Below are 18,982 nucleotides of genomic sequence, written 5' to 3' on the forward strand. Positions count from 1 at the left end.
AAAGAGGATTTTTTGCGGCCGGATGCCGGAGGTATTCTTGAATGAATGGCACCAGTTGATCAGGAGGAAAAGACAGTGAAAAAAACAATGAAAAACAGACTGGCAGTCGCAGGACTGTGCTTTACGCTGACAGCAGGGATGCTGACCGGATGCAGTGGAAATTCAGGCAAGGCGATCATTACATTGGACGGACAGAAAACAGAATATGCAGTGGCAAATATCATGCTTCGTTATAGCCAGGCACAGATGCAGGCATTTTACGGAGCTTATCTTGGAGATAATCTGTGGTCACAGTACGGCGATTCCACAAAGAGCACGATGATGGATACCCTCAAACAGATGCTGATCCTCGAACAGCATCAGGACGAGTATAATGTGAGCCTGACAGACGATGACAAAAAGAAGATCGATGAAGCTGCACAGCAGTTTATGGATGACAACGACCAGGCAACCCTGAAATCCATGGGTGCGACAAAAGAACGTGTGGCACGTGTTCTGGAACTGTACACGATCCGCAATAAAATGTCAAATGCGATCGTTGCAGATGTTGATACCAACGTAACTGATGACGAAGCAGCCCAGAAAACGATCAATTACGTGGTATTCAGCACTGCAGATACGACCGATTCGGATGGCAATAAAGTGGTACTGACGGATGATGAGAAAGCAGCTTTGCTTGCAAATGCACAGAAAGTACGTGATGCAGCAGCAGGCGGCAAGAGCATGGAAGATGCAGTCAAAGATGTCGATGACACCAAGACCGTGAGCAGCACCTCTTATGGTGATAATGATGAAAGTTACACCCTGGATGAAGCGATCCGCAATGCGGCAGATAAACTGAAAGACGGAGAAGTGGCAGATGAAGTGATCACCACAGATGCAGGATATTATGTCATCCAGATGAAAGCAACCTATGATCCGGATGCAACTGCAAGCAAAAAAGAACGGATCATCAACGAAAGAAAGAGCAGCAAATTCAGCGAAGTCTACGATGCATGGCAAAGTGCAGCAGACTACACACAGGATGATGCTCTGTTAAAAGAGATCACCTTCAAGGATATTTACCAGATGGCAACCGAGGCTCAGAGCGAGACCGGAACGGAAAGTACAGAAAGTACCGAAGATGCCGGAAGCACAGAGGCAACCGAGGCTGCAAGTGAGACAGAGAGTGCAGCTGCAACAGAATAATTATCATGCTGGACGTAAAAAGGCAGAGCACGTGACACGCATCGTTTCCTGTTCGGTTTGTGCCGTCTATGATCCGCCGTTCGCTGGAACTCGCAGCTTCGCTGCTCAGACACCGCTCGGCGGCGGAAACTAGACACAAACCTCACGACGGAACCTTGCTACCGTCACTGTGCAGCTGCCTTTTTTCTGTCCAGCATATACATTTCTCAGGCTTTCAAAATTACCGCAAGATGGTACGGAGTTTCTTTTGATTCAGAAACTGGTGATAAAATCGCTAGGGTATAGATACGGGTAGATTTTATGAGTGTGCAGAAGAACATATAATGTATGATATACATCTTTTGGCAAAATAATAAACGTATTCTGAAATCAGGAAGATTGGAACTGCCAGATGCATTAGTGGGAAAAACAGCACAGTCATAACAATCAGAAAGTAAGTCAAGCTGACGGTAGCGAGGCTTCCGTCGTGAGGTTTGCGATGTTGCCGCCCCGGAGAGCCGCTGTTTGAGCCTCGAAGAGGCGAGTTTAGGCGAAGGGCGGCTAACACACGAGCGAACCGAACAGGAAACGATGCGTGTCAGCGGATTTACTTTCTGATGTTATGACGTCCTCTTTAACTATAGTGAAGTTCAAACTAAAAACCTTGACGTTCCACAGGTTTTATTGTATGATAATATTGAATATTTTCGGTGACGCGAATCGGGATTTCGTATTACTGAACAACTCGGGGACATTTCAAAGGGAGATATCCCCGCTTTTAGTCATTTAAGGAGGAAAAGTATGAAAAGAAAAAGCAGCAAACAGTTGTTTTCTGTACTGATGGCAACCGCTATGGTTATGTCCGGCATCAGCGTTCCGGTTATGGCATCACCGGTTGACGATGCTATGGTACAGTCTGCTCTGGCAGAAGCCGGCGTAGAGACATCTGAAAGCAGAGAGATCAATTTCAACAAAGGCTGGAAGTTCCACTTTGGAGATGTAACCGGTGCAGAAACAAAGGATTACGATGATTCCAAGGCAGATCAATGGGGAGACTTAAATCTTCCGCACGACTTCAGCATCACACAGGAGCCGTCCAACTCAAACGAAGCAGAGTCCGGATTCATGCCGGGTGGTACAGGATGGTACCGCAAGAGCTTTACCCTGCCGAGTGATTACGCAGGCAAGAGTGTTGTCCTGAACTTTGACGGCTCTTATAATCATACATATGTATATGTAAACGGAACAAAAGTAGGCGAAAACCATTATGGATATAATGATTTCGCATTTGATATTTCAAAATACCTGACCTGCGACGGCACCACAGAGAACGTGATCAGCGTAAAAGTGGTACATCAGACTCCGTCCAGCCGCTGGTATTCAGGATCTGGTATTTACCGTGACGTAGAGCTGATCGTTACCGATGCCGTGCATGTTTCCAGAAACGGCACATACGTGACTACACCAAATCTGGCGACAGAAAAAGACGGCGATGTTACCGTTAAAGTACAGACCGATGTCCAGAATGACAGCAGTGCACAGGCAGCAGCCCAGATCCGCACAACAGTCCTGGATGCAGAGGGCAAAGCAGTTTCTGAGGCAGTAACCACAGATGTGACACTGGCAGCAAACAGCACAGCAGAAAAAGAACAGACCCTGAAAGTAAACAAACCGGCACTGTGGAGCACAGAAAATCCGAACCTGTACTATGTACAGACCGAAGTTCTGGTTGGCGGCAAAGTGAAGGACACTTACAAGACAACCTACGGTTTCCGTTACATCAATTTTGATGCAAACACCGGTTTCAGTCTGAATGGCAAAAATGTAAAACTCAAAGGTGTATGTATGCACCATGACCAGGGTGCACTCGGAGCCGCATCAGAACGTGATGCAGTATACCGTCAGGTTGAAAAGCTTAAAGAAATGGGATGTAATGCGATCCGTACCTCTCACAACACACCGTCTTCTGTACTGCTTGAAGCATGCAACGAGCTGGGTATGATGGTTATGGATGAGACGTTTGACGGATGGGCATTCCCGAAAAACGGCAACAGCCAGGACTTCAGCACACACTTCAACCAGACCATCAGTGCAGACAACAAGCTGCTTGGTGCAACGACAGGCGACACCTGGTATAAATTCATTCTGGAATCAAATATCGAGCGTGATAAAAACGATCCGTCCGTTATCATCTGGGATATCGGAAATGAGCTGAACTTCGGTGTTACCGATTCCAGCCAGTACGAGCAGTACGCAAAGAACATGAAGAGCTACATCGAAGCAATCGATAAGACAAGACCGATCACAGTTGGTGATAACAATCCAAATGGTCTTCAGAATGCCAATACACAGGAGTTCCGTAACAAAGTATCTACTGTTCTGGCGAAGAACGGTGAGGGACTTGCAGGAGCCAACTATTCTATGGGATCTATGGCAGGTATCCATAAGACACATCCGGACTGGAAGATCATTGCTACAGAGTCAGCTTCTCCAAGCAACAGCCGTGGTATCTACAATACACTGTCTCAGTACAACAAGACAGGTGACTATCAGTGTACCGCATACGATACCAACGCCGTATCCTGGGGCAACACAGCACGTGAGTCCTGGTGGTACACGATCAAAGATGACTTTGTATCCGGTGAGTTTATCTGGACCGGATTTGACTACATCGGCGAGCCGACACCGTGGAACGGAACCGGAACAGGAAGCGTCAGCGGTGACAAACTGGCAGTACCGAACTCCTCTTACTTTGGTGTGATTGATACAGCAGGCTTTGAGAAGGATTCCTTCTATTTCTACACAAGCCAGTGGAGAGAAGATAAAAAGACACTGCACGTCGTACCGCAGAGCTGGAATGCAGAAGACTTAAGTATCTCCGGCGGCAAAGTACCGGTATACGTTTATTCAAACGCAGCAAAAGTAGAACTTTACCTGAACGACAAGCTGATCGGTACTTCCACAAGAACCCCGATCAAGACAGCAGCCGGTCATGAATGGGCTACTTACAGCAATGTATCAAACGATGCAGACCAGTGTACAGCAGTCAACGAATCACAGCAGTGGAAAGCCCAGGCAATCCAGTTCAAGGTAAAATATGCAGAAGGCACGCTCAGTGCAAAAGCCTATGATGAAAGTGGAAACGAGATCACAGACACGCTTGGTTCTGCTTCCGTTACGACAAACAGCGACAAAGGAAGCAGCCTTGCAGTTACCGCAGAGAAGACAGAGATCCAGGCTGACGGCAGCAGCTTAAGCTACATTGATATTGATGTCAACGACAAAGACGGACGTTTTGTAAGTGCCGCAGACAACAGCATCCGCTTTACCTTAACAGGTAACGGAACAATCGTTGGTGTGGATAACGGAAATCCATCTACCGTAGATAAATTCCAGCAGAAATCCGTTCTGACAAGCGACAAGACCGCAAAAATCAAGGCATTCAGCGGAAAAGCACTCGTTATCGTACGCAGCACCGAAGGTGCAGGCGGTTTCGTACTGAAAGCAGAATCCGCAGGTCTGAAAGGGGATTCTGTATTTGTAAGTACCGTAGGTGACAAAAAGGGTGAAGTATTCCTGAAAGATTACAAGATTGAATCAGAATACACCGTTACCATGGGAACCAAACCACAGCTTCAGACAGCCGTAACCGGTATCATGAGTGATGATTCCACACAGAAAGGTACGATCACCTGGAATCTGACAGCTGAGATGTACAACACTCCTGGCGAAAAAGTCCTGAACGGAACACTGAAAGTTGGAAACGAAGAAGTAGCAGTATCTGCAAACCTTCATGTAAAACCGATCATCGTGGCAGTACAGAACTACACAAGAGCAACCGTAAAAAATCTGGTTCCGACCCTGCCTTCAACTGTAGCCGGTATCCTTCCGGATGGCACAGCTTATGGTGCGTATGCAGTTACCTGGGAGTCTATCAAAGCAACGGATCTGGCAAACGTCGGTGATGTTGTAACAGTAAATGGTAAAGTTGACGTAGACGGCACAGAGATGACTGCAACGGCAACCGTACGTGTCGCAGAAGGCGAAGTAAAAGAAGCAGTCAACGTAGCAAAGGAATATAAGACTCTGACAGAGAGCTGCGGACAGCCTGCAGATAATCTGCTCTCCATCGTAGATGGTGTAAACAATGTTCTGGATAAGCCGAATATGCGATGGACAAACTGGAACGACCATCTGCTGAACTCTTCACCGGTTATTACGTTTACATGGGATGAAGTTTACGAACTGGCAAGCATCAATGCATGGTTCTTCGGTGATACGTTCGTATCCGCACCGGAAAGCGTAACCATCGCAGTGTCCGAAGATGGTGAAAACTTCAAAGAAGTTGCATTTACCAAGGGAGATTACCAGGTAAACCAGAAGAACGAACTGGTATTTGAAGATGTCCAGAAAGCAAAAGCACTGAAATTTACCATGAAACAGCAGGGAACAGGCTATGTTGGTCTGACTGAGCTGGAGATCTGGACAAGCACAAACGGTTATACATCCAACAGCACAGCGGAACTGAGTGATCTGAAAGTAAACGGAACAGCAGTAGCCGGCTTTGCAGCAGGCAAACTGGATGGTTATACCGTAAACGTAGACAGAGCAGACAAAGCGGTTGTAGAAGCAACTGCAAGAGACAATGCATCTGTAACAGTAGTACCATTTGATAAAGATGACGTTGTAAAGGTAATCGTTACCTCCGAAGATGGTAAGAAGACCAATACTTACAAGATCAAACTGAATGCAGAGAAAAAAGTAGCAGACAAAGAAACGATCGAAAAAATCCAGGGTGAGATCAAGCTGGCAGAAACAATTGAGAAAGCAGAGTACACAGCAAGCTCTTATGCAGCATATGAAGCAGCTCTGAAAGAAGCTCAGGATATCGTAAAGAAAGACGGAGCTACAAGAGAAGAAGTAAATGCAGCACTTGCAAAACTGCAGACAGCAAGAGCAAATCTTGTAAAAGGCGTTGATCCGAAGCCGGAACCGAACCCGGAACCAAAGCCGGAACCAAAGCCGGAACCGACACCAAACCCGACACCAAACCCGACACCGAACCCGACTCCGGCCAACGATGTTCCGGCAAAAGGTGCTACGATCAAGTACAAAAACGCTACTTACAAGGTGACAAAATCTGCAGCAAAGGGTGGTACGGTAACACTTGTTAAGAGAAATAACAAGAAGACAGCCTTTACTGTTCCGGCAACCGTTAAGAGTGCGAACGGCAAATACACCTTCAAGGTAACTGCGATCGCAAACAAAGCATTCAAGGGCGATAAGAAACTGAAAAAAGTTGTGATCGGCAAAAACGTTCAGACCATCGGCAAGAGTGCGTTTGAAAAAGCAACAAACCTGAAGAGCATCACGATCAAATCCACTTCTCTGAAGAAAGTCGGCAAAAAAGCATTCAAGGGTATCCATGCGAAAGCAAAGATCAAAGTACCGGCTAAGAAGCTGAGATCTTACAAAAGACTGCTGAAAGGAAAAGGACAGAAAGCAGGCGTTAAGATCACAAAATAAGCACATAGAAAAGCGGATACAAAGACAGCCCGATCGGAACTTATAACCATCGGAAAATCGTCCCCGGCAGTGAAAAACTGCCGGGGCGGTTTTTTTACTTGTAAAATATGTAAAAAATGGATAAGATATATAGGATGCCAAAAGCGGTCTGTTTTTACCATTTTGGTATAAAAGAGAAAGTTTCTTTCAAATTGCAGTGAGAACGGAAAGGAGAAATTTTGAAAAAACTTCTTATATATCTTCGCGACTATAAAAAAGAGAGCATTCTTGCCCCGGCGTTCAAGATGCTGGAGGCAACGTTTGACCTTCTGGTTCCTCTTGTTATGGCTGCGATCATCAACACAGGAATTGCAAACAAAGACAAAGGATACATTCTGTCACACTGCGGACTTCTGATCCTGCTTGGAGTGATCGGTCTGACCTGCAGTATCACCGCACAGTATTTTGCGGCGAAAGCATCCGTTGGATTCTGTACGAAGGTGCGGCATGTGCTGTTCTCACATATCCAGTCCCTTGGATTTGCGGAGATGGACAAGCTGGGTACTTCCACACTGATCACGCGAATGACGAGTGATATCAACCAGGTGCAGAGCGGACTGAATCTGTTCCTGAGACTGTTCCTGAGATCTCCGTTTATTGTATTCGGAAGCGTTGTCATGGCATTTATCGTAAGTCCGAAGGCGGCTGTTATTTTTGTTGTAACGATCCCGTTGCTTTCCATCGTTGTCTTTGGCATTATGTTGATCACGATGCCACTTTACCGGAAGGTACAGGGCAGCCTTGACGGGATCCTGGGGGTCACCAGGGAGAATCTGACCGGTGTGCGTGTGATCCGTGCTTTCGGAAGAGAGGAGCAGGAGAAGGATCGCTTTGAGGAGAACAACGGACTTCTGGTACGCAGCCAGCTTCTGGTCGGAAAGATCTCCGCACTGATGAATCCGCTGACTTACGTGATGATCAACCTTGCGGTTGTTGTGATCTTAAATACTGGGGCGGTGCAGATCCATCTTGGAAATATGCAGCAGGGCGATGTGGTAGCCCTTGTGAATTATATGAACCAGATTCTGATCGAGCTGGTCAAGCTGGCAAACCTGATCATTCAGGTGACAAAAGCAATGGCGTGTGCAGAGCGTGTTGCTTCTGTTCTGAACGTAGAGCCGGAAATGGAGTTTTCCTGTCCGGAAAACAATGCAAAAAACAGAAAAACAGGAACTTCAGATGAAGAAGTGGCATTTGACCATGTATCGTTCACTTACGGCGGTGCCGGTGCAGAAACGCTCTCCAATATTCATTTTACGGTGAAAAAAGGACAGACCGTGGGTATCATCGGCGGAACCGGAAGCGGAAAATCCACGCTGGTCAATCTGCTGGCACGTTTTTATGATGCAACGGACGGACAAATCCGCATCGGCGGTCACGATATCAGAAGCTATTCAAGAGAAGAGCTGCGTGGCAAGATTGGTATGGTCATGCAAAAAGCACAGCTGTTTTCCGGTACGATCCGTTCGAACCTTCTTTGGGGCAATCCAGGAGCGACCGATGAGATGCTCTGGGCAGCTCTTGAGACTGCACAGGCAGCCGAATTTGTACAGAAAAAAGAGAAACAGCTGGATGAACCGGTGGAGCAGGGAGGACGCAATCTGTCGGGAGGTCAGAAACAGCGTCTGACGATCGCCCGTGCTCTGGTGGAAGATCCGGAGATCCTGATCCTGGATGACAGTGCAAGTGCACTGGATTTTGCAACGGATGCGGCACTTCGAAAAGCAATCCGTGAGTTGGATAAAGAGATGACGGTATTTATCGTCAGCCAGAGAACATCCAGCCTGATGCATGCCGATCTGATCCTGGTGCTGGATGACGGCAAGACCGTCGGCATGGGCACGCATGAAGAACTGCTCGGAAACTGCCCGGTTTATCAGGAAATTTATGAAAGTCAGTTTGGAAAGGCAGGTGAGACGGCATGATCATGAGAATCTGGAAACATATTCGAAAATACTGGTTTTATATTGTATGCAGTCTGATTTTTGCCGCTCTTTCTGTTGCATCCCAGCTCTATGTGCCGATCCTGACCGGAAATGCTATTGACCATATGATCGGAGTCGGAAAAGTAGATTTTGCGGGCGTGGCGGCGATCGTAAGAGTGATCGTGGCAGCGACTGCCGTGACGGCGATCTCACAGTGGATCTTTGGTATCTGCAATAACAAGATCACTTATAATGTCAGTCGTGACCTGAGAAATGCAGCGATCGCCAAGATCCAGAGACTGCCGGTTTCTTATCTGGATGCACATCCGACCGGAGATCTGGTCAGCCGTGTGATCGCCGATGTAGAGCAGTTTGCAGACGGACTTTTGATGGGATTTACCCAGTTTTTTACCGGAGTTCTGACGATCCTCGGAACACTGGGTTTTATGCTGTATGTCAATGTGCCGATCACGCTCGTTGTTGTGTGCGTCACACCGCTCAGCTTTATAGTGGCAGGCTTTATCGCAAAGAAAACGTATCGTAATTTCCATATGCAGACCGAAGTCCGCGGCGAGCAGACTGCATTTATCAATGAGATGATCGAAGGACAGAAAGTGGTACAGGCATTCTGTCATGAAAAAGAAAATGTGGATCAGTTTGATGAGATGAACGAGCGTCTTCAGAAGGCGAGCCTGAAAGCCATCTTTTTCAGCAGCATCACAAACCCGGCCACCCGTTTTGTCAACAACGTGGTTTATGCCGGTGTGGCTCTTGTCGGAGCACTGTTTGCCGTGTCCGGCGGCATCAGCGTCGGTCAGCTGTCCTGCTTTTTAAGTTATGCAAACCAGTACACAAAACCGTTTAATGAAATTTCCGGTGTTGTCACAGAGCTTCAGAATGCCATGGCATGTGCGAGCCGCATTTTTGAGCTGCTCGATGAAGAAGAACGCACTCCGGACAAAGCAGATGCGAGAGTACTGACGGAAGAACAGGTTGACGGAACCGTAGAGATTTCCGATGTTTCCTTCAGCTATGTGCCGGACCGCAAACTGATCGAGCATTTCAATCTCTCCGTAAAACCGGGCGAGCGAGTGGCGATCGTAGGACCGACCGGCTGCGGAAAAACGACGATGATCAATCTGCTGATGCGTTTCTATGATGTAGATGCCGGCAAAATCTGCGTTTCCGGAACAGATATCCGTGATATCAGCCGCATTTCCCTTCGCAGAAGTTACGGCATGGTGCTCCAGGATACCTGGCTGAAATCAGGAACGATTTATGAAAATATTGCCTACGGCAGGCCGGATGCCACAAAAGAACAGGTCATCGAAGCTGCCAAAGCGGCTCATGCCCACAGCTTTATCAAGCGACTGCCGGACGGCTATGACACCGTGATCTCAGAAGACGGAGGCAATATCAGCCAGGGACAGAAACAGCTGCTGTGTATCGCCAGAGTCATGCTCTGCCTGCCGCCGATGCTGATCCTGGATGAGGCAACATCCAGCATCGATACCCGTACCGAGATCAAGATCCAGCAGGCCTTTGCCAGCATGATGAAAGGCCGCACCAGCTTTATCGTGGCACATCGTCTCTCGACGATACGTGAAGCAGATATTATTCTTGTGATGGACAGTGGAAAAGTTATAGAACAGGGAACACACGAAGAGTTGCTGGCGGAAAAAGGATTTTATGCAAAATTATATAACAGTCAGTATGAATTGTGATAGTTTTGTAAAGTAGTGTCCTTGTTTTGTAAAGAAATTCTGATATGATTATACCTGATACCAGTGGCACTCGTTTAGTGCCGACCGAAGCGGAGCGTAGATTGTAAGAGTTACTTCGTAACGGAGCAATTCGTGGGCATCAGTAAAAAAAGAACGTAACAGAAGGAAGGTGCTAAAGTGAAACAGATTGTCATATATAAATCGAGAACCGGATTTACGAAAAAATATGCAAAGTGGCTTGCACAGTCGTTAAACTGTGAGTGCATACCACAGGAAGATGTCGGCGGAGAAAGGCTCTCGGATTACGATGTGATCATTTTCGGGAGCAGCTTCCGTGCAGGAAATGTAGAAGAGCTGAAATGGTACAAAGAGACGATTCTGCCGTTTGAAAAGACAAACGTGCTGTTTGTGACCGGGGCGATGCCGCCGTCTTCTGCAGACGCTGTCAAGTCTATTGAACAGCAGCTGGGCAAAGGAGAGGACAGAGAAGTAAAAGTATTCTACCTGCAAAGCGGGCTGAATTATGAAGCGATGAATCTTGGCGATAAGCTTATGATGAAAGTCTTCTGCAAGATGATGAAGAGCCGCAAAGCACACAGTGAAGAAGAGAAAGCCCTTTTTGAACAGATGCAGAAATCCTTTGATGTCTGTGAAAAGGCAAATCTCGAACCGATGCTCAACTATATACAGGGATTATAAAAAAACAGGAATGTTACATGATTAGAATATGAGATGTGACATTCCTGCTTTTTTGACTTTATATAATAAAAAGCATCTGTTATACGAATCGAACAAACGTATGTAAGATACGAAAAAATTCAGTTATATCAAGGACTTTCAGCAAAAAGAAAAAAGTGGATTTGATTGACAATTATAGGAAATAGGGGTACACTGTTGGCGTAATAGAGGGCTAATTTCATAGGAGTTTTGTGGTGAGATTGCGTTTATGTGATCTCTTTAAAGGAATCCGGTGAGAATCCGGAACAGTTATTCCCTGCTGTATGGGGGACGAAAAAGATTATTTGCCACTGGTTAGTCAAACTGGGAAGGCATCTTGAGTAGGAGGAACCCAAGTCAGAACACAAACACAAAACCGGTTTATCAGCAACGTCCGCAGGCATAGCGGAGGTGTATTTTTTGTCCCCTTTTGCCCGGTGTCTGAAAATTATGAAATTGGAGAACACACAGAAAGGGAAGGAGGAAAACGAAAAAGGAAAACACAGATGTGAGCATGTGTAAAATAAAAAAAGCAAACAGAAGCGAATCGCCAAAAAGCGAATGAGGAGGAACAAATGGAACGAAGAGAAAAAAGATTTGCTTCCAGAATTCTGGCATGGTTTCTGACCTTTTTGATGATCACAACCATGATTCCGACAAGTGCATTCGCAGCACTGCCGGCACAGGACACGGGAGCAGTTGTTTCAGAGGATGCGTCATCGGATGAAACAACGCAGGATGGTATTCTTTTAAAGACAACTTTGACGGACAAGCTTAAGGTAAAAGGACAGCGCAAGCTGTTCGATGTCTGGGCAAGAGATGCTGAGGACAACACGCTCAAACCGACAGCAACTCTTGACGGACAGGTACTTTCGGCAACCTGGAGTGATAATGTAAAGACAAGCTTTACGCTGGATTTCCAGGGCATGGAAGAAGGAGAGCATACCGTTGTTATTTCCGCAGAAGACGGAAAAGGAGCATCGAAAACACAGACTTATACCGTTATTTATCAGAAAGCCAAAAAAGGCGAATTTATCGGTTATGCAACGGTCAGCATTGAAGCCTTTACAATCTCAAAAGGTTATATCGTAGAACCAGTTCTGATGCCGGTTTACGAAGGTGACAATGCAGCGAAAGCATTTGTAAACCTGATCCGTGAAGAAGGCTATGATGTAGAATACACCGGAAGTCTGACCAGCGGTTTCTATCTGTCCCATATCGTAGGATCTAATGCAAAAAACCCAAAGAATGCGACAAAGAAACTGGATCTTGCCGGTGCAGCACTTGAGCCGCATATGGCAGAAAAACTTCCGGATCTGATGTTTGACGCCGACGGCGGAACAGAAGGTTCTCTTGGTGAATTTGACTACAACTACATGTCAGGATGGATGTACTGTGTAAATACGGTATTCCCGAATGTAGGATTTGCAGATTATTATCTGTCTGACGGCGATGTCATGCGTGCACAGTTTACTCTGAAGTACGGCGGTGATATCGGAGGTTCCAGCGGTATGGGCGGCGGCTATGATGATTCTTACAGCGTCGCAAACAAAGATGTGCTGACCACCACTCTGGCAAAGATCAATTCTGCACCGAACAGTGCCGAGCTGAAGGCAGATCCGGATATCGCAGCAAAGATCACAGAAGCAAAAGAAGTTCTGCAAAATATTGTTGCAGAACAGAGTGAAGTAGATAAAGTAAACGATGAACTGAACAAACTGCTTGGCGGTGAGATCACAAGTATCACACTGGATCAGAGTGAGATCACACTGGAAAACGAAGGTACCATGCAGTTAAATGCAAAAGTGGAGCTGACAGGCAAACCGACCGAGCCAATCGAATGGAACAGTGAAGAACCTTCTGTTGCAACGGTGAAAAATGGTTTGGTAACAGCTGTCGGTGCAGGAACGACCACGATCACGGCAACCTGCGGCGAAAAGACAGCAACCTGTAAAGTAACCGTAAATGCAAGTCCGCTTCAGGAAGTCCGGCTGGATAAATCAAAAATGGAAATCCTGAAAAATGACAGTGAAACACTGACAGCGACACTGGTTCCGGCAAATACCACAGATGACAGAACTGTTACCTGGAGCACAAATGCAGAAGATGTCGCAACGGTAAATCAGAGCGGAAGAGTAACCGGTAAAAAAGAAGGAACGGCTGTCATTACAGCAAAGGTTGGTGACAAAGAGGCCAGCTGTACGGTAACAGTCAAAGAAGTCCATACACAGCGGATTTATTTTGATGACAGCAAACTGACCCTGAATAAAGGAAAGAACAAAACCTTATCTCTGAGATTTGATCCGTCCAATACAACGGATGCAAAAAAAGCGACCTGGGAAAGCTCAGAGCCGAGCGTTGCAAGTGTTTCCACAAGCGGATACGTACGTGCACTGAAAAAAGGAACGACTACGGTCACGGCAAAAATCGGTGACATGACTGCTTCCATTGAAATAGAAGTTGTAGAAGTGCCGATGACCGGCGTAAAGATCAGCTATGGCTCTAAATCACTGAAAGTAAAACAGTTCACCTATATGTCAGCAAGCTATCTTCCAAGTGATACCACAGATACCAAGAGCGGAACCTGGAAGAGCAGCAATACAAATGTGGCAACCGTTTCCAGTTCAGGAAGGGTAACTGCAGTCAGTGAAGGCGAAGCGATCATCACATTCATAAGCGGTGCTTTTACTGCAGAATGTTATGTAAAAGTTCTGCCTGCAAATGCAGACGTGTTCAGCACCATATCCATCACTCCGAATCAGAAAGAGATTGGATGTGGCGTTTCTGATACACAGAAGATTATGGCAGATGTAGGCAATGGAACCGATCCGGTCGTATGGACTTCTTCCAATCCGGCAGTTGTGGCAGTCAGCACAGACCAGTCTTTGGCAGCAGCACAGTCAGCAGAGAATACGATGCAGGTTGGAAAAGAAGCAGTGGTCACAGCAACCGGAAAGGGAACAGCAGTGATCACAGCAAAATCAGGACAGAAGAGCGTAGATATTCCGGTAACCGTTGTAGCAGCCGGCATGAAAGAGTTCAAGATCCTGGCAGGAACCAATGCAGAAACTTCTTTTGCATACGAGATCACACCGGAATATAATATTACGAAAAACAAATATCAGGTTGTCATCCCGGATGCAATTACCAATGTATATCTCTACTCCAAACTTGCAGATAATGTAACTGCAACGGTAACAGCACGTTACACAGCGGCAAATAACGGATCTGCGAAGAATATTACACTGAGAAGTGGTGCGACATCAAGTGCCGCCTACCTGACCAAAAAAGACATGAATGGCAACACACTGTATGTAGATGTGAAGAAGGGAGACGAGACAACAACTTATGAATTTGATGTTGTTCGTGAATCCACTCTGACATCCTTAAGTGTGGCATCTGCAGATGGAGAAGAAGTACTTCATCCTGGCTTTGATAAAAATGTAACAGATTACACAGTCAGTGTAACCGACAACAACGACAGCGTAAAAATAAATGCAGCAGCATTTCTGGAAAACGCAGCAGTTTCTGTCAACGGTACCGCAGTGACAGGAGAAACATCAGTTCCTCTGAGCGGAGATGAGACTGTGATCACCGTCAAAGCAGCAATGGAAGATGCACCGTCTCAGGCAAGAGAATACAAGATTCATGTTCTGAGAAAAAAATCCGTAAAACTGACACTGAAAGCAGATCCGGCAGATACAGTGATCACACTGAAAGATGCTGACAGCAAAAAGCTGAAAGCAGAGAACGGTGTATACACACTGAAGGCAGAAGAAACTTACAGCTATGTTGCCGTAAAAGCCGGATATGTTACAAAGAAAGATACGATTTCTATTACAGAAAACACCGAGAAAACCATCACAATGGAAAAAGCACCGGAGAGCACCAGAAAAGATGTATCCGCAGCATGGAAAAACTTCCGTAACAGTGATGACAACATGGGTATTACCTCTGCAAAAACACCAACGAGCGAGGCGACAACCTACGAAAAATGGTTTAAGAAACTGGGAAGCGGCTGGGGTGCAGCACCGAGTGTGCAGATCATCGTGGATAATTCCCTGATCGTCATGAGTGCAAACCATATTTACAAACTGGATCTGAATACAGGTGATATCCTGCAGACAGGCGATATGGTAGCAGCGACAAACTTTGGATACACACCGCCAACCTATGCAGACGGCATGATCTTTGCACCGCTGGCAGACGGACGTGTACAGGCGTTCAATGCAGAGACACTGGAATCTCTGTGGGTTTACCAGGATACGCTGAAAGGCCAGTCCTTAAGCCCGATCACTTACAGTGACGGTTATATTTATACCGGATTCTGGAATGCAGAGACAAAAGATGCAAACTATGTGTGCATCCCGGTTACGGATGAAGATCCGACGAACACACAGGAAGCAAAAGAAGCAGCATGGCAGTACACAAGCCTTGGCGGTTTCTACTGGGCAGGTTCTGTGGTACGCGGTGACTATGTTGTATTTGGTACGGATGACGGCACAAGCGGTTCAGACGGAACCGGACATGTATTATCTCTGAACAAGAAGACCGGAGAAGTTATGGACAGCGTCGATGTAATCGGTGACCAGCGTTCTACGATTGCTTATGACAAAGAAACAGACAGACTGTATTTCACAACAAAAGGCGGCTACCTCTACAGTCTAAAACTGAAATCCAACGGAACCTTTGATAAAGATACGCTGAAATCCGTACAGCCTGGAAGCATGAGCACCAGCACACCGGTTGTATACAACGGAAGAATCTATATCGGTGTGACAAGCGGAAGTAACTTCAGCGGAACCTATTCGATCAGCGTGATTGATGCGGCAACGATGACAGAGATCTACAAAGCACCGCTGAAAGGATATCCACAGTGCTCTGTACTTCTGTCAACCGCTTATGAAAAAGAAGACGGAAGTGTTTATCTGTATGCAACTTATAACAAGAATCCGGGTGGTATCACTCTGATCCGTGATAAAAAAGGACAGACAACTCCGGATGTAGAAGAAATTTTCACACCGGAAAAAGCAAGACAGCAGTACTGCATCACAAGTATTATCTGTGACGAAAACGGTACGCTGTACTATAAGAACGACAGTGCATGCGTTATGGCGGTTGCATCCAGTGAGGCATATATGACCGGCGTAACATCAAGTGCAGAAGGCAGCAGTATTGACGCAGGTGCAGCATTTGATACAAAAGCAAATTCACATAAGATCAATATTTTTTCAGAAGCAGAAAAGACAACACTGATGGTAAAAGCGTCCGCAGGAAGTACTGTGACCATTAATGGTGTAGAAGGAAACATTTACAATCTGGATCTTACGGATGAAGAAATTACGGTACCAGTTGTTGTGAAAAAGGGTGTGGAGAGCAGAACTTATACGCTGATCGTACAGAGAAAAGAGCCAAATGTAAAACTTGGTGAGCTTTGTGTGACTACCAGTAATGGAGTACCAAGTTCAAGCAGTATGGTGCCAATGACACCGACATTCAGCAACGATGTGCATGAATATCGTGCAGAATACAGCAGTACAAAGAGCTTTTTAAATGTATGGGCACTGGCACAGGATGCAAATGCAACCGTAAAAGTATATCCGGTTCTGGTCGGAAGCAGTACAGCAGTAAATTCAGATGGAACAATTCCGGTTACAGCAACAACGAATACACATAACCGCTATGCTATTTATTTTGGAAATAATGACTGTGCGAAGGTACGTGTGGAAGTTATTTCAGAAGGCGGTTACGCAAAGGCTTCTTATTTTGTAACTATAAAACAGAAAGCAGGAAATACACCGGTTATTTCGAATGCTGCAGGCGTAAGCAAAGATGAAGCAGCCGGAAGTATCACCCTTACTTCGAACGAGTATGGAGCATTCTATTATAAAGCAGTACCGTATGGAGAAACTGCACCAGAATCTATTGATACAACAGGAGAGGGAAGCGGCATTGAGGTTGGCGAGTCAACCGTAGAAGTCACAAATCTGCCTTCTGCAATCAGTGATGTTTATATGGTTGTAAAAGATAACGATGCACAGCCACATACCAGCAATATGCTGAAAGTGACGATTGTAAACAAAGAAGCAGCTATCACAGAACTGAACGCATACAAAAATGCAGATGATTATCGTGATGCTGAAAAAGCAAAGATCACAAAGATCCTTGCAAATGCAGCTGTTTTGATCAACAATGCAAAATCAGCAGAAGAAATTGCCGAACAGTTAAGCGATGCAAAAGCAGATCTGGACAAACTGAAAACAAGTGCAGAACTTGCAGCGGATGAAAAGACACAGACCGATGCAGATGCAGTAAAAGCACTGATCGAAGCACTTGGAGATGTAACACTCGAGAAAAAAGAAAGCGTAGAAGCAGCAAGAAATGCATACGATGCACTTTCCACAGATGCGAAGAAACTGGTTTCCAATTATGATGTTCTGGTTCAGGCAGAAAAGACCATTCAGACTCTGGAAGCAAAGAAACAGCAGGAAGAACTGAAAAACCAGATGGATGCAGCGGCAGCAGCATCCGTAAGCAGTGCGATCACAGCAATCGGAGAAGTAACGCTGGATAAGAGAGGCGTAGTCGCAGCAGCAAGAGCCGCATACGATACTCTGAGTGATGTCCAGAAATCACTGGTAACAAACTACAGCGATCTGCAGGCCGCAGAGAGCCGCATTGCAGCACTTGTAAAAGAGGCAGCAGACAAAGCAGAAGCAGACAAGGCAGAGCAGGCAAAACAGGAAGCTCTGAAAGCCAAAGCACAGCCGGTAGTCGATGCGATCGCAGCAATCGGAGAAGTAACACTTGACGGTGAAGAAGCGATCACAGCAGCAAGAAGTGCATATGAAGCCCTGGAAGCAGATGTGAAAGCAAAAGTAACAAACCTGTCTGACCTGGTCGTAGCAGAGAAGAATCTGGCACTGCTGAAAGCAGAGAAAGAGAGTCAGGACAAAGATGCAGCGGCAGCAGCATCCGTAAGCAGTGCGATCACAGCAATCGGAGAAGTAACGCTGGATAAGAGAGGCGTAGTCGCAGCAGCAAGAGCCGCATACGATACTCTGAGTGATGTCCAGAAATCACTGGTAACAAACTACAGCGATCTGCAGGCCGCAGAGAGCCGCATTGCAGCACTTGTAAAAGAGGCAGCAGACAAAGCAGAAGCAGACAAGGCAGAGCAGGCAAAACAGGAAGCTCTGAAAGCCAAAGCACAGCCGGTAGTCGATGCGATCGCAGCAATCGGAGAAGTAACACTTGACGGTGAAGAAGCGATCACAGCAGCAAGAAGTGCATATGAAGCCCTGGAAGCAGATGTGAAAGAAAAAGTAACGAACCTGTCTGACTTGGTTATCGCAGAAAAAGACCTGGCTGCACTTAAAGCAGCAAAGAAAGCAGCAGAAGACCTGAAAGCTCAGCAGGAAGAAGCAAAGAGACAGCAGGAAGAAGCAAAGAAAGCACTTGAAGAGGCACAGAAGGCTCAGGATGCAAAACTGAAAGAGCAGGAAGAAAAACTGAAAGCAGAGAAAGACAAGTATGGATTTAATGAGAAGACAACTTTGAAATCTGCAAAGGTGAAAGGCAAAAAAGTAACTCTGAAATGGAACAAGGTTAAGGGTGCAAGTGGATACGAAATCTACTGCAAGACTGGAAAAGGCAAGTGGAAACTTGTGAAGACGCTCAATAAGGGCAGCAAGGCAAGCTACAAACTGAAAGGAAAAGCAGGTAAGAAATATACCTACAAAGTACGTGTATTCCAGAAAGTAGAAAATAAAGTGATCTACGGTCAGTACTCAAATACCAAGTCTGCAAAGATTAAAAAATAACAATTAAATTTCCGTATGCTGAGAGCATAAAAATATGAAATATATGCTTATCAGCAAGGAA

6 protein-coding genes and 1 riboswitch are annotated in these 18,982 nt (G+C 46.0%); all 6 genes read left to right on the top strand.

What is annotated here, in order from left to right; genetic code table 11:
* Positions 1-75: 75 nt before the first annotated feature.
* The 6 genes from ACLTL4_RS00165 to ACLTL4_RS00190 all read left to right on the top strand — a co-directional run bounded on the left by ACLTL4_RS00165 (position 76) and on the right by ACLTL4_RS00190 (position 18,921).
* Positions 76-1,188, top strand: coding sequence for a peptidyl-prolyl cis-trans isomerase (locus ACLTL4_RS00165; protein ID WP_173895245.1), 1,113 nt, complete (start codon positions 76-78; stop codon positions 1,186-1,188).
* A 780-nt stretch (positions 1,189-1,968) separates the two neighbouring features.
* Positions 1,969-6,693 (top strand): glycoside hydrolase family 2 TIM barrel-domain containing protein, encoded by a 4,725-nt coding sequence (locus ACLTL4_RS00170; protein WP_173895246.1) that lies wholly within the window; start codon positions 1,969-1,971, stop codon positions 6,691-6,693.
* Between the two features lie 218 nt (positions 6,694-6,911).
* A complete protein-coding gene (locus ACLTL4_RS00175; protein WP_412320130.1) occupies positions 6,912-8,657 on the top strand; it encodes an ABC transporter ATP-binding protein in 1,746 nt (581 codons plus the stop codon).
* Positions 8,654-10,381: an ABC transporter ATP-binding protein gene (locus ACLTL4_RS00180; RefSeq protein WP_147631918.1), complete on the top strand. Its 1,728-nt coding sequence runs from the start codon at positions 8,654-8,656 to the stop codon at positions 10,379-10,381. Before ACLTL4_RS00175 ends, ACLTL4_RS00180 begins: the two co-directional genes overlap by 4 nt.
* 177 nt (positions 10,382-10,558) lie before the next feature.
* Positions 10,559-11,080, top strand: coding sequence for a flavodoxin domain-containing protein (locus ACLTL4_RS00185; RefSeq protein WP_022119529.1), 522 nt, complete (start codon positions 10,559-10,561; stop codon positions 11,078-11,080).
* A 213-nt stretch (positions 11,081-11,293) separates the two neighbouring features.
* Positions 11,294-11,487, top strand: a riboswitch (cobalamin riboswitch).
* Between the two features lie 186 nt (positions 11,488-11,673).
* Entirely contained in the window at positions 11,674-18,921 is a 7,248-nt protein-coding gene (locus ACLTL4_RS00190) for an Ig-like domain-containing protein (RefSeq protein ID WP_412320131.1), read from the top strand.
* The last annotated feature ends 61 nt before the right edge of the window (positions 18,922-18,982 follow it).

It is taken from the genome of Hominisplanchenecus sp. (genome assembly GCF_046967715.1).
Lineage (GTDB): Bacteria > Bacillota > Clostridia > Lachnospirales > Lachnospiraceae > Hominisplanchenecus > Hominisplanchenecus faecis.